This is a genomic window from Sinomonas notoginsengisoli (assembly GCF_021554725.1).
Lineage (GTDB): Bacteria > Actinomycetota > Actinomycetes > Actinomycetales > Micrococcaceae > Sinomonas > Sinomonas notoginsengisoli.
The window spans coordinates 604,688-628,953 of the sequence record NZ_JAIZDP010000001.1; the positions used below are offsets into that span (position 1 = coordinate 604,688).

General features: G+C 69.5%; 22 protein-coding genes. 15 read left to right on the forward strand and 7 right to left on the reverse strand.

Annotation, left to right across the window (positions count from 1 at the left end):
- Position 1: 1 nt before the first annotated feature.
- The 8 genes from LF262_RS02765 (at position 2) to LF262_RS02800 (ending at position 9,341) form a co-directional block, all read left to right on the forward strand.
- On the forward strand, positions 2–730 hold the full coding sequence (locus tag LF262_RS02765; RefSeq protein WP_235778729.1) for a DUF1684 domain-containing protein: 729 nt from the start codon (positions 2–4) through the stop codon (positions 728–730).
- 131 nt (positions 731–861) lie between these two features.
- Positions 862–1,587 carry a FadR/GntR family transcriptional regulator gene (locus LF262_RS02770; protein ID WP_235778730.1) on the forward strand — a complete coding sequence of 242 codons (726 nt, stop codon included), beginning with the start codon at positions 862–864 and terminating at the stop codon, positions 1,585–1,587.
- Between the two features lie 91 nt (positions 1,588–1,678).
- Positions 1,679–2,821: an asparaginase gene (locus LF262_RS02775; protein WP_235778731.1), complete on the forward strand. Its 1,143-nt coding sequence runs from the start codon at positions 1,679–1,681 to the stop codon at positions 2,819–2,821.
- A gap of 88 nt (positions 2,822–2,909) precedes the next feature.
- Positions 2,910–4,400, forward strand: coding sequence for an aspartate ammonia-lyase (locus LF262_RS02780; RefSeq protein ID WP_235778732.1), 1,491 nt, complete (start codon positions 2,910–2,912; stop codon positions 4,398–4,400).
- Between the two features lie 64 nt (positions 4,401–4,464).
- Complete coding sequence (locus tag LF262_RS02785; RefSeq protein WP_235778733.1) at positions 4,465–5,994, forward strand: amino acid permease; 1,530 nt, start codon at positions 4,465–4,467, stop codon at positions 5,992–5,994.
- A 104-nt stretch (positions 5,995–6,098) separates the two neighbouring features.
- Positions 6,099–7,127 (forward strand): glycosyltransferase family 2 protein, encoded by a 1,029-nt coding sequence (locus LF262_RS02790; RefSeq protein WP_235778734.1) that lies wholly within the window; start codon positions 6,099–6,101, stop codon positions 7,125–7,127.
- Positions 7,124–7,543, forward strand: coding sequence for a GtrA family protein (locus LF262_RS02795; protein ID WP_235778735.1), 420 nt, complete (start codon positions 7,124–7,126; stop codon positions 7,541–7,543). Before LF262_RS02790 ends, LF262_RS02795 begins: the two co-directional genes overlap by 4 nt.
- 19 nt (positions 7,544–7,562) lie before the next feature.
- Positions 7,563–9,341, forward strand: coding sequence for a glycosyltransferase-like membrane protein (locus tag LF262_RS02800; RefSeq protein ID WP_235778736.1), 1,779 nt, complete (start codon positions 7,563–7,565; stop codon positions 9,339–9,341).
- A 25-nt stretch (positions 9,342–9,366) separates the two neighbouring features.
- Here LF262_RS02800 and LF262_RS02805 read toward each other — a convergent pair whose 3' ends face one another.
- The 6 genes from LF262_RS02805 to LF262_RS02830 all read right to left on the reverse strand — a co-directional run bounded on the left by LF262_RS02805 (position 9,367) and on the right by LF262_RS02830 (position 15,974).
- Entirely contained in the window at positions 9,367–10,524 is a 1,158-nt protein-coding gene (locus tag LF262_RS02805) for a cysteine desulfurase family protein (RefSeq protein WP_235778737.1), read from the reverse strand.
- On the reverse strand, positions 10,521–11,486 hold the full coding sequence (gene nadC / locus LF262_RS02810) for a carboxylating nicotinate-nucleotide diphosphorylase (RefSeq protein ID WP_235778738.1): 966 nt from the start codon (positions 11,484–11,486) through the stop codon (positions 10,521–10,523). The genes LF262_RS02805 and nadC overlap by 4 nt, the downstream gene beginning before the upstream one ends.
- A 1-nt stretch (position 11,487) precedes the next feature.
- On the reverse strand, positions 11,488–13,173 hold the full coding sequence (gene nadB, locus LF262_RS02815) for an L-aspartate oxidase (protein WP_235778739.1): 1,686 nt from the start codon (positions 13,171–13,173) through the stop codon (positions 11,488–11,490).
- Positions 13,170–14,456: a quinolinate synthase NadA gene (gene nadA / locus LF262_RS02820; RefSeq protein WP_235778740.1), complete on the reverse strand. Its 1,287-nt coding sequence runs from the start codon at positions 14,454–14,456 to the stop codon at positions 13,170–13,172. The genes nadB and nadA overlap by 4 nt, the downstream gene beginning before the upstream one ends.
- A complete protein-coding gene (locus tag LF262_RS02825; RefSeq protein WP_235778741.1) occupies positions 14,453–15,340 on the reverse strand; it encodes an NUDIX hydrolase in 888 nt (295 codons plus the stop codon). The genes nadA and LF262_RS02825 overlap by 4 nt, the downstream gene beginning before the upstream one ends.
- Positions 15,341–15,503: 163 nt before the next feature.
- Positions 15,504–15,974, reverse strand: a complete 471-nt coding sequence (locus tag LF262_RS02830; RefSeq protein ID WP_235778742.1) for an Lrp/AsnC family transcriptional regulator — start codon at positions 15,972–15,974, stop codon at positions 15,504–15,506.
- A 309-nt stretch (positions 15,975–16,283) separates the two neighbouring features.
- Between LF262_RS02830 and LF262_RS02835 the strand changes: the two genes are divergently transcribed.
- The 5 genes from LF262_RS02835 to LF262_RS02855 all read left to right on the forward strand — a co-directional run bounded on the left by LF262_RS02835 (position 16,284) and on the right by LF262_RS02855 (position 21,264).
- A complete protein-coding gene (locus LF262_RS02835) occupies positions 16,284–17,627 on the forward strand; it encodes an amino acid permease (protein ID WP_235778743.1) in 1,344 nt (447 codons plus the stop codon).
- A 357-nt stretch (positions 17,628–17,984) separates the two neighbouring features.
- Positions 17,985–18,986, forward strand: coding sequence for a thiamine pyrophosphate-dependent enzyme (locus tag LF262_RS02840; protein ID WP_235779280.1), 1,002 nt, complete (start codon positions 17,985–17,987; stop codon positions 18,984–18,986).
- On the forward strand, positions 18,979–20,052 hold the full coding sequence (locus LF262_RS02845; RefSeq protein ID WP_235778744.1) for an alpha-ketoacid dehydrogenase subunit beta: 1,074 nt from the start codon (positions 18,979–18,981) through the stop codon (positions 20,050–20,052). The genes LF262_RS02840 and LF262_RS02845 overlap by 8 nt, the downstream gene beginning before the upstream one ends.
- Positions 20,045–20,374 (forward strand): biotin/lipoyl-containing protein, encoded by a 330-nt coding sequence (locus LF262_RS02850; protein ID WP_235778745.1) that lies wholly within the window; start codon positions 20,045–20,047, stop codon positions 20,372–20,374. Before LF262_RS02845 ends, LF262_RS02850 begins: the two co-directional genes overlap by 8 nt.
- A gap of 71 nt (positions 20,375–20,445) precedes the next feature.
- Positions 20,446–21,264: an alpha/beta fold hydrolase gene (locus LF262_RS02855; RefSeq protein ID WP_235779281.1), complete on the forward strand. Its 819-nt coding sequence runs from the start codon at positions 20,446–20,448 to the stop codon at positions 21,262–21,264.
- Positions 21,265–21,286: 22 nt separating this feature from the next.
- Here the strand turns inward: LF262_RS02855 and LF262_RS02860 are convergent, their stop codons facing one another.
- Positions 21,287–21,793: a hypothetical protein gene (locus LF262_RS02860; protein WP_235778746.1), complete on the reverse strand. Its 507-nt coding sequence runs from the start codon at positions 21,791–21,793 to the stop codon at positions 21,287–21,289.
- A gap of 172 nt (positions 21,794–21,965) precedes the next feature.
- Here LF262_RS02860 and LF262_RS02865 point away from each other — a divergent pair, with 172 nt between their 5' ends.
- Together LF262_RS02865 and LF262_RS02870 are read left to right on the forward strand one after the other, a co-directional pair.
- Positions 21,966–23,549 carry a fumarylacetoacetate hydrolase family protein gene (locus LF262_RS02865; protein WP_235778747.1) on the forward strand — a complete coding sequence of 528 codons (1,584 nt, stop codon included), beginning with the start codon at positions 21,966–21,968 and terminating at the stop codon, positions 23,547–23,549.
- Positions 23,546–24,253 (forward strand): GntR family transcriptional regulator, encoded by a 708-nt coding sequence (locus tag LF262_RS02870; RefSeq protein ID WP_235778748.1) that lies wholly within the window; start codon positions 23,546–23,548, stop codon positions 24,251–24,253. Before LF262_RS02865 ends, LF262_RS02870 begins: the two co-directional genes overlap by 4 nt.
- Positions 24,254–24,266: the final 13 nt, after the last annotated feature.

Genomic DNA, 24,266 nt, shown 5'->3' on the forward strand with positions numbered 1-24,266 from the left:
CATGCCCGATGCGGAGTGGTCCGATCCCTACGGGGAAGAAGCGCAGGCTGGCCTGGACATCCCGGCCCATGAGGTGGCCGACTGGCGCATGCAGGTCTTCTCCCTCTACGAACAGGTCCGCGAGGCCGCGACACCCCCCGAGGGCCACGAGCTCTGGCGCCGGGGACGTGACGAGCTCGTCGGCACACATCCGGCCTCGCCGCTCCTGTTGCGCGACCGTGCGGCGTTCGGCGGGCTCAGGGTGGCCCCCTACGATCCCGCCTTCCGGTTCGAGCTGCCACTCGGACCAGGAGGGGCAGGCCAAGAGCGTCCGGTGGCCACGGGCACGGACGGCGTGGTGCCGTTCGTCCGCCTGGGCACGTTCGAGATCCCCGGAATCGGATCCCTCGCAGCGTGGGGGCACCGAGGCTACGGGGGCGGCATCTTCGTGCCGTTCCGCGACGCGAGCGCTGGGCGTCCCGGCGGCTCCTACGGCGCGGGCCGGTATCTCATCGACACCATCAAGGGGGCGTTCCTAGGCGTCGTGCGCGGTGCGGGCTCGCCGGGGAAGGCGCCGGGCAGCGGTGGGCACGACGTCGGGGAGCCGCCCGTGCGGTACATCCTGGACTTCAATTTCGCCTACAGCCCGAGCTGTGCGTACAACGAGGCGTGGGCGTGTCCATTGCCTGGACCGGAGAACCGCGTGAGTGCCGAGGTGCCCGTGGGCGAGCTGCACCCAGGCCGGACCTGAGCCACGTTCCCGTCGTGATACCTTCCGCTGGCGCCGACTGAAGCCATCCGTGACCGGCGAACCGAGGTGAGCTTCGGCGTCGTGCGTCCTGCCCTTTGACAGCATCGTGTGATGCGTGCCATATTGGTGGCGTGAACCTGTCAGACAGCCGTACACGCAGACAGCCTGAAGCAGCGGAGCGTCGCCCGGTAGTGCGCGTCGGTGCTGCTGAGGCTGTCCTCGCCGAGCTGCGCGGCGACATCGAGGCGGGCCTCGCGCCTGTGGGGTCCAAGCTGCCCTCCGAAGCCGCCCTCGCCTCAAGGTACGAAGTGAGCCGGTCGGTGGTGCGCGAGGCGCTCCGCTCCTGTGCGGCCCTGGGCCTCACCGAGACACACACGGGCAAGGGAACCTTCGTGGTCTCCGCCCGGGTCTCGGGCGACCTCGTGCTCGGCCGCTACTCTGCGAGGGACCTCACCGAAGCCCGTCCCCACATCGAGGTCCCCGCCGCTGGCCTCGCAGCCGGCAGACGCAGCGAGGACGACCTCGCCACGCTCAGGGGCATCATCGCCGAGAGCGCTCTCGAGGACGACCCGGCCGCGAGGGTCGCCCTCGATGCGGCGTTCCACAGCACGATCGCCACGGCGAGCGGGAACCGGGTCTTCGAAGACGTCCTCGCCGACCTCCGCGAGGCCTTGGCCCACCAGTCGGAGACCCTCAACCTCCTGGCGGACCGCCAGGCCGCATCCGACCACGAGCACCGGGAAATCCTCGACGCCATTGAGGCTGGATCCCCCGAGCGCGCCAGCGCCGCCATGGCCCGACATCTCGCAGCCGTCGACGACGCCGTCGAGCGGCTCGGGGCACCGCCACTCATGTAACCCGCGTCTCACCCAACCGCTGCCCCCTGTGCCGCTCCCCTACCACCCGTAGACCAGCGCGCCACGATCGATCCCCTACCCCAAGCGAGCCATGACCTCTTCCACCCCCATCACGCCACCCGCTGCGCTACGCGCTTCAGCCCCAGCGCTCAAGGACGTCCCTGCGCACGTGCCGCTCGCGGCCCAGATCCGCGGCGGCGCCGTCGAGGGCGTGCACTACGGCAGCGTCGCGGCAACGGACGCCGCGGGCGGCCTCCTGTGGGCCGCGGGGACGGCGACCGAACCGGTCTTCCCGAGGTCTGCACTCAAGCCGCTCCAGGCGGTCGCGATGGTGCGGGCCGGCCTCACCCTCCCTGACCCGCTCCTCGCCCTCGCGGCCGCAAGCCACTCCGGCGCGGCGGTGCACCGAGACGGCGCCCGGCGTATTCTCGCTCTCCACGGCCTTGACGAGTCAGTGCTCGCGAACACCCGGGACCTGCCCTACGGCGTCCAGGAGCGCGAGGCGTGGCTCGCGGCCGGCAGGAGTGCCGATCGCGTCTGCCAGAACTGCTCGGGCAAGCATGCGGCCATGGTCGCTGTGTGCGCCCTCAACGACTGGCCGCTGGCGGGGTACCTCGAACCCTCGCATCCGCTGCAGAGGCAGATCGCCGAGACCGTGGCGGAGCTCACGGGCGAGGTCCCCGCCCTGTGGACCACCGACGGCTGCGGCACGCCCCTGCCCGCTCTGAGCCTGACGGGGATCGCTCGCGCCTACGGCCGGCTCGCGAGGGCGGCCACCGGCGATGAGCGGGACAGCGCCGTCGGGCAGGACGACGGCGGCTTCCGGGTTTGCGATGGGAGCCGCAAATGCGCCGTCGAGCATGGAAAGGGATCGCAGGCCGCCGAGGCAGCGGTGGCGCGTGCGATGATGCGGCACCCCGAGATGGTCGCGGGCGAGGGCCGCGACGTCACGATCCTCATGCGCACTGTCCCTGGCGCCGTCGCCAAGGACGGCTTCGAGGGCGTCCAGCTCGTGGGGCTGCCGGACGGCCGTGCCGTGGCCATCAAGATCGCCGACGGCGGCGACCGGACGCGCATGCCGATCACCGTCCGCGCTCTCGCGGCCCTCGGCATCCCCGAGGCTGCCGAGGACGGCCCGCTCGCGGAACTCGCCAGGCCCGCAATCCTCGGCGGCGGCCGTCAGGTCGGCGTGCTCACTGCCTTGGACGACGCGTTCCCCGCTGACACGGTCTGATTCCCACTCCGCTCCTCCTCCTGCCACCTTCCCGCCCGCTTCCTGTCCCATTCCCGCCCCCGAGCACCGCCCCCAGAAAGGCACCGCCATGCCCCGCAACCCCACCGCTTCAACGGTTGCCCGCGACGGCGTCACGGCACCCACCGCGACCGCCGGCAGCGCCGCCAGCCCCACCTCCGCCCCCACAGGCTTCCGTTCCGAGCACGACCTGCTCGGTGACCGGCTCGTCCCCGCCGACGCCTACTGGGGGATCCACACGCTCCGCGCCGTGGAGAACTTCCCGATCACCGGGCGCCCCCTCTCGACCAATCCCCATCTCGTGCGCGGCCTCGCCGCGGTCAAACTCGCCGCAGTACGGGCGAACCGCGAGCTAGGCCTGCTCGATGCCGAGCGCGGAGAAGCGATAGAGGCCGCCTGCACGGAAATCCTGGACGGAGCGCTCATCGACGAGTTCGTGGTCGACGTCATCCAGGGCGGGGCGGGCACGTCGTCGAACATGAACGCGAACGAGGTGATCGCCAACCGTGCCCTCGAGCTCCTCGGCCGCGAGAAGGGGGACTACTCGTCGCTCCACCCCAACGACCACGTCAACCTCAGTCAATCGACCAATGACGTCTACCCGACGGCCGTTCGGGTCGCCACGGTCCTGGGCCTCGGGGAGTTGCTCACCGCGCTCACCGAGCTCGAGGACGCCTTCGCCGCGAAGGCCACGGAGTTCTGCACGGTCGTCAAGATGGGCCGAACGCAGCTGCAGGACGCGGTTCCGATGACCCTGGGCCAGGAGTTCGGCACCTACGCCGTGACAATCGGCGAGGACCGGGAACGCCTGGGCGAGTCCTCGGGCCTCATCCATGAGATCAATCTCGGGGCGACCGCGATCGGAACGGGCCTGAACGCCCCCGCAGGATACGCCGCAGCAGCGTGCCGACATCTCTGCGGGGTCACCGGCCTGCCGCTCGTGACCGCAGTCGACCTCATCGAGGCAACCCAGGACATGGGGGCGTTCGTGCACCTCTCGGGCGTCCTCAAGCGCGTCGCGGTCAAACTGTCCAAGATCTGCAACGACCTGCGGCTGCTCGCCTCCGGCCCGCGCGCCGGACTCGCCGAGATCAACCTCCCGGCAGTGCAGTCCGGCTCCTCGATCATGCCCGGCAAGATCAACCCCGTGATCCCCGAGGTGGTCAGCCAGGTCGCCTTCGAGGTGATCGGCAACGACGTGACCATCACGATGGCCGCCGAGGGCGGGCAGCTCCAGCTCAACGCGTTCGAGCCCATCATCGTCCACAGCCTCCACCAGAGCATCACGCACCTCACCGCGGCAGCCCGCACGCTTGCCGTGCGATGCGTCAGCGGCATCACCGCGAACACCGCGCGCCTGCGGGAGAGCGTCGCGCAGTCCATCGGACTCGTCACCGCGCTCAATCCCTACCTCGGGTACGCCGAATCCACGGCGATCGCCCAGGAGGCGCTTGCGAGCGGCCGCGGCGTGGCCGAGCTTGTCCTCGAGCGCGGTCTCCTCACCGCAGCAAGGCTCGAGGAGCTGCTGCGCCCTGAGCGGCTCGCCAATCTGGGGTCCTAGGCCCCGACCCCCACACTTCCCTCGCACCCCCTGACCGACCTCCCCCCAACCGAAAGGGACCCCGATGTCCTCTGCCACCCCTGCCCAGCCCCAGGGCACTCCAGAGATCCCGGACCACCACGAGGACCACGGCCATGCCCATGCCGCCGACCACGTCATCCACGCCGAGGACGCTGGCTACCACAAGGGGCTCAAGGCCCGGCAGATCCAGATGATCGCCATCGGCGGCGCTATCGGCACGGGCCTGTTCCTCGGCGCCGGCGGACGGCTCTCAGCGGCCGGACCGTCGCTCGTGTTCGCCTACGCTATCTGCGGCGCATTCGTCTTCCTGATCCTGCGTGCACTGGGCGAACTCGTGCTCCACCGTCCGTCCTCAGGCTCGTTCGTCTCCTACGCCCGCGAGTTCTTCGGCGAGAAGGCGGCATACATCTCGGGCTGGTTCTACTGGATCAACTGGGCGATGACCACGATCGTGGACACCACCGCGGCCGCCCTGTACATGCACTTCTTCGGGAAGTACGTGCCGTGGATCGCCGCTGTGCCGCAGTGGCTCTGGGCCCTCATCGCGCTCGTGCTCGTCCTCGCCCTGAATCTCGTCTCGGTCAAGGTGTTCGGCGAGATGGAGTTCTGGTTCGCCCTGATCAAGGTCGCCGCACTCGTCGCCTTCCTCGCCCTGGGCATCTACTTCGTCCTCTTCGGCACGCCCACCGGCGCCCCCACCGGATTCTCGCTCATCTCAGACCACGGGGGCATCTTCCCCCTCGGGATCGCCCCCATGATCCTGCTCATGCAGGGCGTCGTCTTCGCCTACGCCTCCGTCGAGCTCGTGGGCACCGCGGCTGGGGAGACGAAGAACCCCGAGAAGATCATGCCGCGGGCCATCAACTCCGTGGTGTTCCGTATCGCTGTGTTCTACGTCGGCTCGGTCGTTCTCCTCTCCCTCCTCCTGCCGTACACCGCCTACGAGAAGGGCGTCTCGCCCTTCGTCACGTTCTTCGGCTCTATCGGGGTCCAGGGCGTGGACGTCATCATGAACCTCGTAGTCCTCACGGCCGCCCTCTCGTCCCTCAATGCCGGCCTCTACTCCACCGGCCGCATCCTTCGCTCGATGGCTGCCGCCGGTTCCGCCCCCAGGTTCGCCCTGCGCATGAACAAGGCGGGCGTCCCCTACGGCGGCATCGCGATCACCGCCGTCGTCTCCCTGCTCGGCGTCCCGCTGAACTACCTCGTGCCCTCGGACGCGTTCGAGATCGTCCTCAACGTCGCCTCCGTGGGCATCATCTCCACCTGGGCCGCGATCATCCTGTGCCAGATCCAGCTTCAGCGCTGGGCCGCGAAGGGCTGGACGCAACGTCCCGCCTTCCGCATGCCCGGTGCGCCCTATACCGGGTACGTGACCCTCGTGTTCCTCGCCGCTGTCCTCGTCATGGTGCTCGCGGACTCCCCCTGGACTCTCCTCGCGACCGCCGTCGCCTGCGGCCTCATGGTCGCCGGTTGGTACGCGTGCAGGCACCGGATCCACGAGATCGCCGAGGCCCGCGTGGGCTTCACCGGTGCGGCTCCCGTGGTCGCCAACAGGCCGGCTGGCCGCTAGTCAAGGCTGCGCCACCGCTGTCCGCGCGCCATGTGGGCGGACAGTGGTGGCCGGGGCCGGCGTGTGGGAGGGAGGGCCTCGGAAACGCCTCTATACTCGACTCTGTGCCTGAGAACCCAGAGGAGCCGAATCGTCAGGTCGGGCAGGACCTGGTCAGCTTCGTGCTCCCCGTGCACAACGAGGCCGGCAATATCCAGACCCTCCATATGCGTCTGGAACAGATCACCGAGGCGGCCGACTTCCGCGCGGAGTTCGTCTACGTCAACGACGGAAGCGGTGACACGTCCCTGGAGATCCTTCGTCAGATCAGCAGTGCCGACCGCCGCGTCACAGTCCTCGACTTCTCCCGCAACTTCGGTCACCAGATCGCCGTGACGGCCGGACTCGACATCGCGCGGGGCGACGCCGTCGTCATCATGGACACCGATCTCCAGGACCCGCCCGAGGTGGTCCTCCAACTCGTCTCAGCGTGGCGCGAGGGCGCCGACGTCGCCTACGCGCAGCGGCGGACCCGGAAGGACTCGCTGTTCAAGCGCATGACCGCTGCCGCCTTCTACCGGTTGCTCAGCAGGCTCTCCGACATCGACATCCCCCAGAACACCGGCGACTTCAGGCTAATGGACCGCCGTGTGGTCGATGAAGTGAAGAAGTACCGCGAAGTCGACCGGTACCTGCGCGGGATGGTCAGCCACGTCGGCTTCACGCAGGTTGCCGTCCCGTTCGACCGCGACGAGCGGCTGAGCGGCCAGAGCGGCTATCCGCTCCGCAAGATGCTGAAACTGGCTGCTGACGGAATCCTGGGCTTCTCGACCTTCCCCCTGATCATCATCTCGCGCGTTGGGTTCCTGGCATCCGGTCTGGCCGTCCTCGGGGCCCTCTACGCGTTGGCCATGAAGCTCTTCGCGCCGGAGAACGTCGTGGAGGGCTGGACGTTCATCGTCATCAGCGTCCTGTTCGTCGGCGGCCTGCAGATCAGCATGCTCGGAATCCTCGGCGAATACATCGGCCGCATCTACCGTGAAGTCCAGGATCGGCCGCTCTACACGGTGAGATCCGTCATCCGGGGCGGAGTGGATACCTTCCGTCGCGGACCATCGCAGATCCAGGACCTCGGCAGGGTCGAGGCCCGGTGACCGAGGTGGCGGACAGGACCCCCGGCAGACTGGGACGGGTCCTCAAGTTCGGCGTTGTCGGCGTCATCAACAATGGAGTGGGATACGCGCTGTTCGTAGTCGCGTCGCTGCTCGGGGCAGGCCATATCGAGGCCATGACGGCCAGCTACCTTGTGGGCATGGCCATCAGCTTCTGGGGCAATCGCGCATGGACCTTCGGGCACGGCGGTCCCGTCTGGCCCTCGCTGCTGCGGTTCCTCCTGGCGAATGCGGTGGGCTACGGGGTCAACTACGTCGTGTTGAATTCCCTCGTGACAGGTGCCGGCATGGCCCAGATTCCGGCACAGCTGATCGCAACAGCTGTCGTCGCTGTCTGCACGTTCACCCTCATGCGCCTGTGGGTCTTCCGCGAACCGAGGGCTGCTGGCCATGCTTAGGCGCGCGGAAGCCCGCGCCGTGAACGTGAGGTTCCTCCCGCTGAGACTGCTGTTCGGCGGGGTGGCCGCGGTCCTCTGCTTCGCGGCCTTCGCGCCGCCCGTTCTTCCGGTGCCCGCTGCAACGCTGGCAGGAGCTGCCGGCGGGCTCCTGGTAGGCGGCCTCGACGTGATCGTCCGGGATTATGCCGCCTTCGGGCGACGCGCGTTCCAGGCTCTGGAACAACGGTCCGGCCTGGCGTGGCCGCTCGGAATCGCCACGTGGCTGTTCTGCAGCATCATCCTCTTGCTGCTGGTTCCGGCACTCATCCAGCCGGTGAACGACGAGTTCGTGAAGTACGACCAAGGCCCCGTCCTCATCCTCGCAGCCGCCATCCTGGCCCTGCTGCCTCTCCTGTTCCGGGGATGCGCGCGGGTGGGATCGTTCTTCCCGGGCAGACACCGCGCTCTATGGGCTGCGTTCCTTGTGCTGGTCGGGGCGGTCCTCGTGACAGTCCAGATTGCCCTCGGCGCCGCAGTACGCATCCCGCTGGACTGGGACGCCGGCATGGTGCTGGACACGGCGACCGCCCTTTCCAGGGGGGAACCCTTCGCACCCGCCGAGCGCTACTACCAGTGGTACCCCAACAACCTGATGCTGACGTGGGTCCTCTGGGTGTACTTCAGCGCAATCAGGAGCTTCGGCGGAACGGACCCCCTGCTGGCGGCCATTGTGCTGCATTCGATCATCATGTCAGCGAGCGTGCTGCTCGTGGCCTCGGTGGCGCGCCGTCTCGCCGGGTACGCCGCCGCGGTCTTCTTCCTCGTGCCGTCCTTCCTCTTCGTTGCCCTCGGGGGCTGGAACTCCGTCCCCTATTCCGACACCTTCGGGATGTTCTTCCCGGCGGCAATACTGTGGCTCGTCGTTGCCGGGCGGGGGCATTCGCTTCCCGCGCGTCTCGGCCTCTGGGGCGTGGCCGCCATGGTCGCCGCGGTCGGAGTGCAGATCAAGCCCACGGTGCTGTTCTCGCTCATGGCGGCGTGGGCCGTGACCCTGTTATGGAAGGTGGAAATCCGGCGACGGCTCATCGCAGAAGTCGTGACCGTGGCCATTTCCGCAGCGGTGCTCCTCGGCAGCGCCGTCGCGGTCCAGGGAGCCCTGCAGGATGCGGGCGTGGTCAAGGTCGACCTGCGCTCCAATACCTCCCAAGTGCCACTGACCCACTTTCTCAAGCTCGGTTCAACCGGACGCGGCAGCTTTCAGGAGGATGACATCCGCGAAACCCTAGGCATCAAGGATCCGCAGGAGCGCTTCCAGAACGGGATCGACGTGTACCTCGAGCGAGTGCAAGAAATGGGCCCGATCGGGTATGCGCAGCAGATCGTGACGAAGATGACATGGTCGGTGGGAGACGGATCATTCTTCGCGTGGGGTGAGGGGCTCGCCCGCCAGAGGGACAACTTCACGGCAGAGGACATCTCCAGCGCCACCATCCGGCACTACTTCACCGTGCAGGGCGAGCACACTGGGATCATCCGGACCCTGTGGCAGGCCGGATGGCTCGTGGTGCTCCTGCTGGTCGTCGCCCCCTTAGCGCTGCGCAGCCGGACGCTGTTCAGCCCCGCCGCGACGATGATGAGGATCTCGCTGCTCGCACTGGTGGTGTTCTTGGCCGTCTTCGAGAATCGGTCCCGGTACCTCTACCTCTATGTGCCCTACTTCCTGCTGCTGGCGAGCCTCACCGTCGCGTCCGCAGCAGGCATGGCCAGGTCCCACCGTCATCTGTCGGGACAGCGGAGTGGGGCGCGGGTCAGGGACTGACCCGCGCCGTTCCCCTCACCGGGGGCTAACGCGTTCCGAGGCTGGCGACGGCGTCGTAAGCCTGCGCCACGGCGTCAGCGGCCCGGTCGAGCTCCTCGGCATCGGCGGTGCCCGGCAGCGTGAACCGAACGGCGGTCAGGGCGACCACCGGGGCGATGCCCATCGCTGTGAGGACGTGTGACGGGTCGCTGGACCCCGCCGCGCAGGCCGATCCGGACGAGCAGACGATGCCGCGCCGCTCGAGCTCGAGAAGCACGGACTCTCCGCTGACCCGGGGGAAGCAGAACGAGGCGCTGCCGGGCAGCCGCTCCGTGGGGTGGCCGGTCAGCATGGCATCGGGAACCAGCGCCAGGACCCGTCCGATGAAGGCGTCGCGCAGGCCGGCGAGGCGCGTAGCCGACGTCGTGCGCTCGGCATCGGCGAGGCGGAGCGCGGTGGCGAACGCGACGGCGCCGGCGACGTTCTCCGTGCCCGAGCGCAGCCCGCGCTCCTGGCCGCCCCCGTCCACGAGGGGCTCGACGGCGACCCGTCCCGCGACGAAGAGCGCCCCGACGCCCTTGGGTGCACCCAGCTTGTGCCCCGAGAGTGAGAGCGCCTCGACGCCCAACGCGCGGACGTCCAGAGGCAGCCAGCCGGCGGCTTGGACAGCGTCTGTGTGGAACGGCACGCGGACAGCCCGGGATGCCGCGGCAAGCTCTGGAACCGGCTGCACCGTGCCGACCTCGTTGTTCGCGTACATGATGGAGGCGACGGCGGTCTGCGGCCCCACGGCGTCGGCGAGCGCCTCCGGCGTCACGCGGCCCACGGAGTCCACGGGCACGACGTCGACCTGAAACCCGTGCAGGCGGGCGAGGCTCCGGGCGGACTCGAGGACGGCGGGGTGCTCAATCGCGCTCACAGCCACACGGTTCCGCCTGGAGTCCGCCGCACGGCGGGCCAGCGCGATACCCTTGACCGCGAGATTGTCCGCCTCGGTACCGCCCGACGTGAAGGTAACCTCGGACGGGCGGCAGCCCAGGACCGCGGCGACCTCGGCACGAGCAGCCTCGAGCCCCTCCTGCGCACGGGCACCCAGCTCATGGTGGCTCGAGGGGTTCCCGAACTCCCCGGTGAGGTAGGGCCACATGGCCTCCAGGACCTCAAGCCGCACGGGCGTCGTGGCGGCGGAATCGAGGTAGATCATGACGTTACGGGCTCCCCGCCGGGAGTGCCAACGGTGACGTCGACCACGACGTCGAGCCCGAGGTCGAGGTTGACGACGGAGTGGGTCAGTGCGCCGACGGAGATGACGTCCACGCCCGTCGCCGCGATCTCTGCCACCGTGCCGAGATTCACGCCGCCGCTCGCCTCGACGATTGCCCGGCCAGCGATCATGGCCACACCCTCGCGGAGCTGCTCGGGCGTGAAGTTGTCCAGCATGATCGTGTCCACGCCGGCGGCGAGGACGGGCTCGATCTGCTCGATGCGGTCGACTTCGACCTCGAAGTGCGTCGTGTGGCCGAGCCGTTCGCGGGCCGCGCTCAGGACACCGGTGAGCCGGGAGGCATCGCCGCCGGTCAGGACTGCGAGGTGGTTGTCCTTGGCCATCACGGCGTCCGAGAGGCTGAAGCGGTGGTTCCGCCCCCCGCCGCAGCGCACGGCGTAGCGCTCAAGCTCGCGCAGGCCGGGCGTCGTCTTGCGCGTGTCGACGATGCGCGCCCTCGTGCCGGCCGTGAGCGCGACATATCGGGCGGTGACCGCCGCGATAGCGCTGAGGCGCTGCACGAGGTTCAGGACCACGCGCTCGGCCGTGAGGATGGCCCGCGCCCGGCCTGTCACGCGCGCGAGGACGGCGCCGGCGTCGAACGCCTCCCCTTCCGCGGCGACGAGCTCGACGGCTGCCTCCGGGTCGTGCAGGCGGAAGCCGGCCTCGATGACCGGTCCCCCGGAGAAGATGCCGGCCTCCCGGGCGCGCAGCTCGGCCGTGGCTCGGGCTTGGGCTGGGATGAGCAGGAGCGAGGTGAGGTCGCCGCTCGGGGCGTCCTCGGCGTACGCCAACTCGAGGACGTGGCGCACTGCCGCGGGCGGGAGCGGGATGGGCGCCGTCTGCTCCGGGGAGACGGCCACAGTGCCCGGGGCAAGGGGGGTGGGGGTGGTGGCTGCCATGTCAGGCGGTCCTTCCTGCCAGCTCGGGCTGGCGGACGACGTCGATCCTCGCCCGCGCCCCGGCCGCGCCGTGGCCGGTGGGGCCGTGGGCTAGGCTGCGCTGCGGGAAGTCGAGGCGGAAATGGGCTCCGAGGGACTCCTCCCGGGCGGCCGCGGCCGCCGTGAGGAGTCGGCCGAGGAGCAGGAGGTTCGCGGTCTCAGGATCGTCGGCCGACCAGGAGCCGAGGATGCTGGCGAGCCGGCCCAGGCCGTCCGCATCTCGGAGGACGCCCGCGTCGGCCTGCATGGCCTCGGCAAGGCGGGAGCGGCCAGCGCCCCCGCTGAGGAGTTCAGCGGCGGGGTCGGGAATGCCCTCGAGGACCAGTGGCCCGCCCCGGCCTGCGTCCGTCGCGGCGGAGCTCTGCCCCTCCGCCCCCGAAGCATCGCCAGAAGCTCCCCTGGTCAGGACGTGGTCCACTGCGCGCGCGGCGAACACGGCACCTTCGAGGAGCGAGTTGGAAGCGAGCCGGTTCGCCCCGTGCACCCCGGTGCGGGCCGCCTCCCCGGCGGCGTACAGTCCAGGGATGTTCGTGGCGCCCTCGAGGTCCGTGACGATCCCGCCCATCCAGTAGTGAGCAGCGGGGCCGATCGGCAGGGGGTCCCGTCGCCAGTCGAAGCCGGCGGCCCTGGTCATTGCGTCGAGCCCCGGGAAACGCCGGGCCAGGAAGCCGCGGCCGTGGAGGTCCTCGAGACCGGTGGCGTCGAGGTAGGCCTGGCCGCCGCCGGCCCTGCGGTGCAGTGCGAGGGCCCGGGACACGGCGTCGCGGGGGGCGAGCTCCCCCAGCGGGTGATAGTCGGCCACGAATCGGCGTCCGTGGGCGTCACGGATCACGGCGCCCTCTCCGCGCACTGCTTCGGAGACGAGCTGTGAGCGCTGACGACCGTCGGGGCCTACAGTCTCGAGGGCCGTCGGGTGGAACTGGTAGAACTCGAGGTCGGCCAGGACCGCTCCGGCGCGGAAGGCGAGCGCGAGGCCGTCGCCCGTCGCGACGGCGGGGTTGGTGGTCTGGGAGAAGAGCTGGCCGGCCCCGCCGGTGGCAATCAGGACTGCGTCTGCAGCTAGGTGGTGCCGTCCGCCCAGGTCGGTGTAGTCGACTCCCGCCACTGTCCCCGCGTCGAGGACGATGTCACTGGCCTGGGCGTACTCGATGACGGTGAGCCGGCCTTCGGCCTCGAGCCGTCTGACGGAGTCGGCCAGGGCCAGGGTGATGACGGCCCCACTCGCGTCCCCGCCGGCGTGCAGGATGCGGGGGAACGAGTGGGCTGCCTCGAGGCCGAGGGCCAGGCTGCCGTCAGGGTCGCGGTCGAAGGCGACGCCGTGGGAGAGGAGGGCGTCCACGGCCTCGGCCGCCTGGGCGCACATCGTCTGGATCGCAGGGCGGCTGCCGTGGCCGGCGCCGGCAGCGATCGTGTCCGCCATGTGGCTCGCGACCGTGTCCCCGGGGGTCCGCTGGCCCTCGGGCAGCACAGCGGCGAACCCGCCCTGGGCGAGCATGCTGTTGCTGTCGGTGAGCCGCGCCTTGGTCAGGAGGACGACGTCGGTGCGCGCCGCCGGGTCGGTCGCCGCGCGGACGGCCGCGGTGAGCCCTGCGACGCCGCTGCCCAGGATCGCGAGGCGCCGGCGCGGCGTCGTGCGACTTCTGGTCACGGCCGTGCCGCCAGCATGCGCTCGAGGGCGACGCGGGCCGTCGTGGCCACAGCTGGGGGGACCTCAATGCGGTTCCGCACCTCTCCCTCGACGAGGCCCTCCAGGACCCAGGCGAGGTAGCCAGGGTGGATGCGGTACATGGTCGAGCACGGGCAGATCACGGGGTCGAGGCAGAAGACCGTGTGCTGCGGGTACTGGGCCCCGAGCCGGTTGACGAGGTTGACCTCAGTGCCGATGGCGAACACCGTGGGCTCGGTGGCGGCGGCGATGGCCTTGCGGATGTAGTCGGTCGAGCCGAACTCGTCCGCGGCGTCGACGACCTCCATGGGGCACTCGGGATGCACGATCACGCGCACGCCGGGGTACTCGGCACGGGCCTTCTCGATCTGGGCCACGTTGAAGCGCTTGTGGACCGAGCAGAAGCCGTGCCACAGGATCACGCGGGAGTCCTGGAGCGTGGCCGCGTCGTTGCCGCCGAGCGGTTTGCGCGGGCTCCACATCGGCATCTGCTCTAGCGGCACGCCCATTGCCTTGGCGGTGTTGCGGCCGAGGTGCTGGTCGGGGAAGAACAGGACGCGCTGGGCGCGCTCGAAGGCCCACTCGAGCACGGTGCCGGCGTTCGAGGACGTGCACACGATCCCGCCATGCTCTCCGCAGAAGCCCTTGAGCGCGGCCGAGGAGTTCATGTAGGTGACCGGTATGACGGGTACGCGCCCGTCGGCGTCGGGCTCAGTGCCGAAGAGGTCCTCGAGCTGGGCCCACGCCTGCTCGACCGAATCGATGTCAGCCATGTCCGCCATCGAGCAGCCCGCCGCGAGGTTGGGCAGGATCACGGCCTGGTCCTCGCGCGAGAGGATGTCCGCAGTCTCGGCCATGAAGTGCACTCCGCAGAAGACGATCGCCTCTGCGTCCGGCCGGGTGAGGGCGGCGTTGGCGAGCTGGAACGAGTCACCGACGAAGTCCGCGTGCTGCACCACCTCGTCGCGCTGGTAGAAGTGGCCCATTACCACCACGCGGTTCCCGAGCTTCTCCTTCGCCGCGGTGATGCGCTCGTGGAGCTCCGCCTCGGTCGCGTCCTTGTACTCCTGCGGCAGCTGGCCCTGACGGGGGGTGGACGACGGCGCGTGGTCGCCGCTCGAGGCGCCCGGACCGTAGGCGGGCGCACCGCGGAGTGCTTCTCCGGCATCGAACTCCCACGGACCCTTGGCCAGATCCGGGCTGCAGGTGCTCGTGGCACCCCCCGGTCGAGCAGAGAGGCTGATGGCGGTGGCGACAGATGTCATGACGTGCTCCTGAGGGATGCTGTTGAGCCGGGCGGAGGTGAGTCCGATGAAGGTGACTGCGGCCATGGGTCCGCGGGCGAGGGCGGCCCAGTGCTTGGATCGAGTCCTCCTCGCGCCCCCGTGTAGCGGTAGAGCCGTGGAGGACGGTGGCGGCCGCCCTCGAGGAACTGGTCCGTCGGCTCGATCTCCGCCATGCCCTTGAGCTGACGGCGGAAGTTGGCGGGGTCGAGGGGCCGGCCGAGGACGGCCTCGTGGACTTCGCGGAGCTGGGCGAGCGTGAACGTCTCGCCGAGGAAGTGGTAGGCGATCTGGGCGTACTCGAGCTTGCTGCGCAGGCGCCACAGGGCGTAGTCGACGATCTCCCGATGGTCGAAGGCGAGGCTTCCCTCGCGGTGGCCGGCGGTGTCAGCTCGGTGCCACGCCACGTTCTCAGGGTGCAACAGCTCCTCCCCGGTGCCGAGGAGTTCGGCTTCAGTAGGCCGCACGAGTGCCCAGTAGACGATCGAGACGACGCGTTGGCTGCCGCGCTCGGGCCGGCTTGAGCGGTTGAGACCGCCGAAGGCGTATAGCTGCTCGAGGTACTCGGGCGCGAGGCCCGTGGTCTCCTTGAGGTTGCGCCGGGCGGCGTCCTCGAGGGACTCGACGGCCGCAAGAGGACCGCCGGGGAGCGCCCACTGGCCTCGGAAGGGCTCCCTGACGCGGCGCACGAGCGGGATCCAGAGCGTGGGCCGCCCCTGGGCCTCGCTTCCTTGCGCATGGTCGGGGGTGAGGGCGAAGATCACGGTCGAAATGGCGAGCGAGGGCGGCAGCTGAGCGCGTTCGGCAACGTTCGCGCCGAGGCTGGCCGCAGCGCGGGCGGGCGCTGGATCGAACATCCCGCTCATGCGCCGCCTCCCTGCCGCAACAGTGCTTCTGCAAACGGCTGTCGGCGCGCTTGCTTTCCCTAACTGCTTTCCGTAACCCTGAGTTAAAGTCAATTTGACTCTAACTAATGATACGCCTCGGCGCAGGCGAGGGCAAAAAGTGACGTTGCGGCGAAGCTGCGGCTCAGCCTCTCGCTGCGGCCTCGAGCAGCGGCAGGGTACGTCCCTCGAAATGAGTGTTGAGGACAATCACGGAGGATGAGCGCACCACGGCCCGGGTGGCAGTGACGGCGTCCAGGACGCGCTGGAGGTCCGAGTTCGAGCGGGCCGCGACCCGCGCCATGAGGTCGCTGTCCCCAGAAACGGTATGCACCTCGAGCACCTCGGGGATTCGTGCGAGCGCCGTGGCGACTGCATCGTGCCCCAGGTCCTGGTTGATGGTCAGGAAGCAGAAGGCCAGGACAGGGAACCCGAACGCCTGAGGCTGGGCGTGCGGCGCCCAATGCCCGATGACGCCACTGGCGACCATGCGGTCGAGCCGGGCCTGGACGGTCGCCCGGGCCACCTTGAGGATCCGAGACGCCTCGAGCACGTTCATGCGCTGCTCGTCGGTGAACAGACGAATGATCCTGGCGTCGAGCTCATCGACCTTCATGCGTTCCTCCAGATGCTGGCAAGGGGTACCCCGAATGCTACAGATTGATGACCGGCTGCGCATGCACTGCGCATTCTGTCAACTGCAGCAGGGTCCAATGAGCGGATACTGCACAGTGTGCACAGGCCCGTGAGGTGCACCACACACGGTCGACACAAAGGCGCTATGGTCATCAGGTCCTCTGGCCCGACGCGACCACCCCACGCGCGGCCACCGCTGATCCGAAAGACGGAAATGACAGCTATGCACACGTCAGATGGCCTCGCCACCTCGTCGAAGACGACGCAGGAACCGAGGCTGGGACACTCCATGTCGCCCCGCCAGCTCACGATGATGGGGCTCGGCAGCGCGATCGGAGCCGGCCTCTTCATCGGCTCCGGAGCAGGGATCCAGGCAGCCGGACCCGCAGTCCTCATCTCCTACCTCGTCGCAGGCACCCTCATCATCATCGTGATGTGGGCCCTCGGCGAGATGGCTGCCGCGAACCCGAACAGCGGCGCCTTCTCGGTGTACACCGGCAAGGCGCTCGGCCCAGTGGCAGGCGCGACCATCGGCTGGCTGTGGTGGGCCCAGCTCGTGGTTGTGATCGCCGCTGAGGCGCTCGGCGCAGCCGGTCTCCTGGCCACAGTCTTCCCCATGCTGCCGGTATGGCTCATGGCCCTGATCTTCATGGGCTTCTTCACGGCAGTGAACCTCACGGGCGTGCGGAACTTCGGCGAGTTCGAGTTCTGGTTCGCCCTGCTCAAGGTCGCAGCGATCGTCGCCTTCCTCCTTGTCGGTGCCGCCCTGCTCCTCGGCTGGATCCCCAATGCCTCCTCCCCCGGCCTGAGCCACTTCGCCATCGACAGCGGTTTCGCACCCAACGGCATGGCGGGTATTGCCACAGGCCTGTTCGTCGTGGCCTTCGCCTTTGGCGGCACCGAGATTGTCTCGGTTGCTGCAGCCGAGACGCGAGACCCCGAGCGCAGCGTAGGCCGTGCGGTCCGCACGGTCGTGTGGCGCATCATGGTCTTCTATGTGGGCTCCATCTTCGTGATCGCGGCCGTGATCCCGTGGAACTCTCCCGAATTGAAGAGCCCGTTCGCCGGCGTCCTCGACATGGCAGGCCTTCCCGGCGCCGCGACCGTCATCACCCTCGTGGCCGTCGTTGCCCTGCTCTCGGCTCTCAACGCCAACCTCTACGGCGCCTCGCGCATGATCTTCTCCCTCGCCGAGCGCCAGGAGGCCCCACGCGCCCTCAAGGCGCTGACCGGTGCCAGGGTTCCCGCACTCGCCGTCGCAGCGTCGGTCGCGTTCGGCTTCATCGCCACCGTCCTCGAGCTGCTGTTCCCGGACCACGTCCTGCCGCTCCTGCTCAATTTCGTGGGCTCCACGTGCCTCGTCGTCTGGGGCTCGGCCCTCGTCTCCCAGATCATCCTCCGCCGCAGGGCGGACGCCGCCGGCACGCGGCTGCCCCTCCGGATGGCCGGATTCCCGTGGCTCTCGGGGTTCGGAGTCCTGCTCCTCGCGGCGACCTTCGCCGTGGGCCTTGCGGGTGCCGACAGCCGCACGCAGCTGTTGAGCACCTTCGCCCTCGTGGCCGTTATTGCGGGCGGGTCGTGGCTGCGCCGACGCTCACTTGCGAACCAGCCGGCAGGGCCAGCACGCGGCTGAGCCACACACGGCCGAAACCGCAGTGCCCGGCCTGACCCAACGAGCCCTCGGCGGGGCCCGGAACCACCGCATCCAGCGCGTGGGTCCGGGCCCCGCCAGTCTCACCCCGACGCCGGTGTGCACGATGCTCAGTGACGTGGAACACCAACTCTCCTCGAGTAAACAAAATGTCTAGTTAATAGTGGACATATTGCACAGAATGAGGTGCGGATCTACCGTCGTGCTATGCAGACTTCAGTACCTCCGAGGATGACGGTTGGCCGCGCCGGACGCGCCGGGGCACCCCCAAGGCCCGTCCCCGACCTGCCCGAGGCCGCCCGCGTGACAGGCGACGAGCTCCTGGAGCTCTACCGGCTCATGACGGCCGTGCGGCACCTCGACCAGGCGGCCATCGCCTGGCAGCGTCAGGGCATCCTGCCCGCCTACGCTCCCGAGCTCGGCCAAGAGGCCGCCCAGGTGGGCTCGGCCCTCGCGATGGACCTCTCCCGCGACTTCATCTTTCCCACGTACCGCGAGATGGGCGTGGCCCGGGCCGCAGGCGTGGACATGGTGCAGTACATGGCCACCCACCTCGCCACCTGGCACGGGGGTCTCTGGGATCCCACTGCAGCGCACGTCGCCCCGATCCAGGCCGTGGTGGGCGGTTCCGTACTGCACGCTGTGGGCTGGGCGCACGGCCAGACGCTCCAGGCCAGTTCCGTGGCTCTGGGCGCCGGCCCCGCAGCGCGTGCCCGGGACGGGCTGGCCGTGGCCCTCACGTACTTCGGAGACGGCGCCTCGAGCCAGGGCGACGTGCACGAGGCCATGAACTTCGCGGCTGTCTTCAAGGCGCCTGTCGTGTTCTTCGTCCAGAACAACGGCTGGGCCATCTCGGTGCCGACAGAACGGCAGGTGGCCGGTGGGAGCGTCGCCGCCCGCGGAGCCGGCTACGGTATCCCGGCACTCCAGATCGACGGCAACGAGGCCGCCGCCGTGCTCGAGGCGGCCCGGCGCGCCGTCGCCCATGCCCGGGCGGGCCGCGGCCCCGTGATCGTCGAGGCCATGACCTACCGCCGCGGGCCGCATGCGACAAGCGACGACCCAGGTCGCTACCGCACGCTCGACGAGGAGCGAACCGACGGCGGCGCCGACCCGATCGCCCGGCTGCGCGAGCGCATCCTGGCGGCCGGCATCGCGGACGAGGCGACGCTCGACGCCCGCGATGCCAAGGCCGCGGCGGAGGCCGAGGAGGTCCGCACCGGCGTCCTCTCCCTGGGGCCGCGCCCCGGCGCGGAGATGTTCGACCTCGTCTTCGACGAGCCCACTCACGAGCTACAGCGCCAGAAGAGCCAATGGCGCGAGGAGTCCGAACATGCCTGAGATCATCACCGACACCCGCGAGCTCTCCCTGCAGGGAGCCCTCAACCTCGCACTCGACGAGCTCCTCGCCGAGGATCCGAAGGTCCTGGTCCTTGGCGAGGATGTCGGCACCCTCGGCGGTGTCTTCCGCGTCACGAACGGGCTCGCCGTCGCGCACGGGGCTGAGCGCGTGTTCGACACGCCCCTGGCCGAGTCCGGCATCCTCGGCATGTCGATCGGCCTCGCCATGGCCGGCTTCCGGCCCGTGCCCGAGGTCCAGTTCGACGGCTTCGCGTACCCCGCGATGAATCAGATCGTCACTCAGCTGGCCCGCATGCACTACCGCTCGCGCGGCACCATTCCCATGCCGGTCACCCTGCGCGTGCCGAGCTTCGGGGGGATCCGTGCCCCCGAGCACCACGGGGAGAGCCTCGAGGCCGTCTTCGCGCACGTGCCGGGCCTCAAGGTCGTCTCCCCCGCCGACCCGCAGCAGGGCTACACGCTGCTCAAGGCTGCGGTGCGCATGAACGATCCCGTCATGTTCATGGAGCCCAAGTCCCGCTACTGGCAGAAGGGCCCGGTGGTCACGGAGCTGGAGAGCGCCGACGCGGAGGCTAGGGGCGCGCACGACGGCGACGCCTCGCCGTCGGCCGCCGCCGCGCCCGAGGCGTGGAAGGCGACCGGGGCACGCGTCGCCCGACCGGGACGGCACCTCACCCTCGTCGCCTGGGGGGCCATGGTGGCCCGCTGCCTGCAGGTCGCCGAGCTCGCCGCCGAGGACGGCATCGACGTCGAGGTCCTCGACCTCCGCTGGCTCAAGCCGATCGATGCCGAGGCTCTGGCGACGTCCGTCGCCAAGACGCGCCGCGCCGTCGTCGTGCACGAGGCACCGCTCACCGCCGGCCTGGGCGCGGAAGTGGCCCAGCTCATCACCGAGCGCTGCTTCCGCACGCTCAAAGCGCCCGTCGAGCGCGTGACCGGCTTCGACGTGCCCTACCCGTCAGGCGACCTGGAGGACGAGTACATCCCGAATGTCGACCGCATCCTGTTCGGCATCCAGAGAGTATTGGAGTACAAGCGTGGCTGAGATTTCCTTCCCCCTCCCCGACCTCGGCGAAGGCCTCATCGAGGCCACCGTGCTCGACTGGCTCGTCGCCGAGGGCGACCAGGTCGAGCGCAACCAGCCGATGGTCGAGGTTGAGACCACCAAGTCCGCCCTCGAGCTGCCGTCACCGCAGGCAGGCGTCGTCAAGAAGGTGTACGGCGCGCCCGGCGAGGTCATCAAGGTCGGCGAGCCCCTCATCGTGTTCGAGGTCGCGGACGAAACGGCCGGGATCGTGGGCACGGTCCCCTCAGAGGGCACGCCGAAGCGGCGCGTGCGCCTGAACACCCCTCTGGACGAGGATTGATGCAGGGGTCCACGCTGGACCTCGAAGGAGCACGCGGTGCGGCCGCGGTCGATGAGGAGATGGCGCACATGATGGCAGGGCAGCACGCGGGAACCGCGGTCCAGCACACAGTCGAAGGCACGGATCCGGGGCTCCACCTGGTCGTGGCCGAGCCCGAGTCCCCCGCCGCGCTCCCGCCCGTGCTCCTGATCCACGGATTCGCCTCCTCAGTGGCGCTCAACTGGGAGCAGAGCGGGTGGATTTCAGCGCTGCTCGAGGCAGGGCGGCGCGTGATCGCCGTCGACCTTCCGGGCCACGGTGCGAGTGCGGCGCCCGAAGACGTCGACTCGTACACCCCGGGACGGATCCGAGCCGACCTCCTGCAGATCGTCACCGATGCGGGTGCGAGGCCGATCTCGGACATGCGGCGGGACAGCGGGCTCGACGTGATCGGGTACTCGCTCGGCTCGCGGCTCGCCTGGGAGTTCGGGGCAACCCAGCCCGCCCTCGTGCGGCGCCTCGTGCTCGGGGGCCCGTCGAGCCGTGACCCACTCGCGGAGTTCGACCTCCCGGCCGCCCAGCGGTTCCTCGCCGATGGGACGCCGGTCGAGGACGCCTCCACGGCCAATCTGGTGGCCATAGCGCAGGCTTCCCCCGCGTCCGACATGTACGCGCTCCTCTCGCTCGTGGAGGGCATCAAGGAGGAGCCGTTCGATGCGGCCGAGGCGGTGCCCCTTCAGCCGGTCCTCATGGTCGCGGGCGAGAAGGACGAGCGCGTCGCCGCCCTCGAGGTCCTGAAGGGCCTCGCCCCCTCCGCCGAGGTCCTCGTGGTCCCCGGGCGCAATCACGTCAATGTGGTCACGGCGCGGGCGTTCAAACAGGCTGCGATCGATTTCCTCGCCCGGCCCTGACTCGCAGCAGACCCCGGCCCCGTCACGGCGTGGACTCGGTGCTCCTGGGGCCGAAGTATGGCCGCGCAGCGCGGCTCCACAGCAGCCCCACGGGCACGAAGACCAGAAGGACAGTGACGCCCTGGGTCAGGACAGTGCCGGCGGCGGAGAGGAGAACGGTTCCGAACGGAAGCTGGTGCGGCGTGTACCGGCCGGAATCGATGAGGCCTAGGACCATGGCGGCGAACATCAGGACGAGCGCGACTGCGGGAACAAGTGTGACGACGAGCCGCGGCCATCGCCCGCCGCGGCGCAGGGACAGGGCACAGACGATGTCGGTGAGGCTGGCGAGGATCATGACCGAATAGATGGTCATGGCCGGCAGCGCGGTCATCGGGGACACGGATCCACTCATCCCCAACAGGAAGACGAAGGTCGGCACCGCGGTCAACAGGCCTGCTGCCCCCAGGGCAAGAAGGATCCACACGGCGGCCTTCTTGCGTGCTGGGAGTTCAGCCCAAGTGCGCGGGGCAACGGTCTTCTCACTCATGCGTTGACGATGGGAGCGCCGGTCGTCAAGGGTTAGAGCACGAGGTCCCGGATTCGTCGGCGGCAGGGGTTGACGGCTTGGGTGTTCCACGGCACACTGGATCGTATACGATGATCGTATACGATTTGGCTCCCTCTGAGATGAGGGGCTGCAACTCGAGGGAGAGGGACCCGTGGAGCGAGCAGAACAGCGTGAGCAGCTGCGTCAGGACACCATCAGCGGCGCCGGCAAGGTCATCGCCGTCCACTTGAACTACCCCAGCCGCGCCGCCCAGCGCGGACGCACTCCCGCAGTGCCGTCCTACTTCCTCAAGCCCGCGACCTCGCTCGCACTGAACGGCGCCAAGCTCGAGCGTCCGCAGGGCGTCGAGCTCGTCACAGTCGAGGGCGAAGTCGCCCTCGTGATGGGCGCCGACGCCCGCAACGTCTCCCCTGAGCACGCCTGGGCGCACGTGGGCTACGTCACCGCGGCAAACGACGCTGGCCTGGCCGACCTGCGCTGGCCGGACAAGGGCTCCAACCTGCGCTCGAAGGGCGGCGACGGAATCGCACCGATCGGGCCGGCCCTGCTGCCCGCACAGGAGGTGGACCCGGCCGGTCTCCGCGTGAGGATGTGGATCAACGGCAAGCTCATCCAGGAGGACTGGACCTCGACCCTCATCTTCCCATTCACCCAGCTCATCGCCGATCTATCCCGCCTCATGACCCTCGAGGCCGGCGACGTGATCCTCACCGGCACCCCGGCCGGCGCCACGGTCGCCGAGCCGGGAGACGTCGTGGAGATCGAGGTCGACGGCGCAACGCTCGGGGGAGCAGGGCACGACGGCGCAACGCTCACCACCGGGCGGCTCACCAACACCGTGGTTGACTCCTCGCTCGTCCTCGAGCCTTACGGAGCCCTGCCCAAGCTGACCGACGCGGACCGCATCGACGCGTGGGGTTCCGCCGAGGCCGCTGGAATCGCCTCCGGGGAGGGTGCAGCGGAAGGCGAGGCGGCGCCGTCGTCCGCCGAGGACTCCCGCCCGGCAAGCGTCCTCACCCCCGAGCTCACCGAGAAGCTCAAGAGCGTGGGCACCGCGACCCTGAGCGTGCAGATGCGCAAGCGCGGCATCCAGAACTGCCACATTGAGGGACTTACCCCGACCAAGCCGGGCGCCCAGGTGGTCGGAACCGCCCGGACCCTGCGGTACATCCCCGCACGCGAAGACCTCTTCAAGCAGTTCGGCGGCGGCTACAACGCGCAGAAGCGTGCCGTGGACTCCCTCCGCCCGGGCGACATCCTCGTCATGGACGCCCGCGGCGAGAAAGGCACCGGCACGCTCGGCGACGTGCTCGCGCTCCGGGCCCAGGTGCTGGGAGCCGCGGCCGTGATCACCGACGGCGGCATCCGCGACTTCGGCCCCGTCTCGGGGATGGACATCCCCGCATGGGGCGCCAACCCGCATCCAGCGGTCCTCGGCCGCCGGCACGTGCCGTGGAGCGTCGACGACACCGTCGCGTGCGGCGGTGCTGCCGTGGTGCCTGGCGATGTGATCGTGGGCGACGAGGACGGACTCGTGGTCATCCCTCCCTCGCTCGTCGAGGAGATCGCAGACGACGCCATCTCCCAGGAGCGCATGGAGGCCTGGGTCGCGGACCGGGTCATGGAGGGGCACGCCGTTGACGGGCTGTTCCCCATGAATGCCCAATGGCGCGCGAAGTACGAGGAGTACCTCGCGGGCCAGGCGCAGCGTCAGACGGGCGCCGACCAGTCATGAGCGTTGCCCCTCCCTCGGCGAGCAAGTCCGAACTCGCCTATGAGTGGCTCCACGAGCAGATCGTCTCGGGCGGGCTCGCCCCGGGAGCCCGGCTCGTCCTCTCGCAGGTGGCGGACAAGCTCGATGTCTCGGTGGTGCCCGTGCGTGAGGCCGTGCGGCGGCTCGAGGCCGAGGGGCTCGTGACGTTCGAGAAGAACATCGGAGCCACAGTGGCCGGGATCGACCCGACCGAGTACCTGTACACGATGCAGACGCTCAGCCTCGTCGAGGGCGCTGCCACCGCACTCTCGGCGCCAGCAGTCACAGCCGCGGATATCGCCGCTGCCCGCGAGGTCAACGAGCGGATGCGCGAGTTCCTCGCCGCTGGCTCTGGTCATTCTGACCCGCTCCACTTCGACCCCGTCGGGTTCACGGCGCTCAACCGGGAGTTCCACTCCGTCCTGTTCGAGCGCTGCCCGAACCCGCACATCCTCGACCTCGTCCACCGGGGGTGGAACCGGCTCAACGCGCTGCGCGGCTCGACCTTCAGCTACGTGCCCGAGCGTGCCAGCCAGTCGATCGAGGAGCACGAGGGCCTCCTCGACCTCATCGAGCATGGCGCTCCCACCTCCGAGATCGAGCTCGCGGCGCGACGCCATCGCTCGGCGACCCTCACCGCCTACCTCGCCCACACCGGTGAGAACCCGGGTTTCCCGACCCTCTAGCACCCACCTCCGT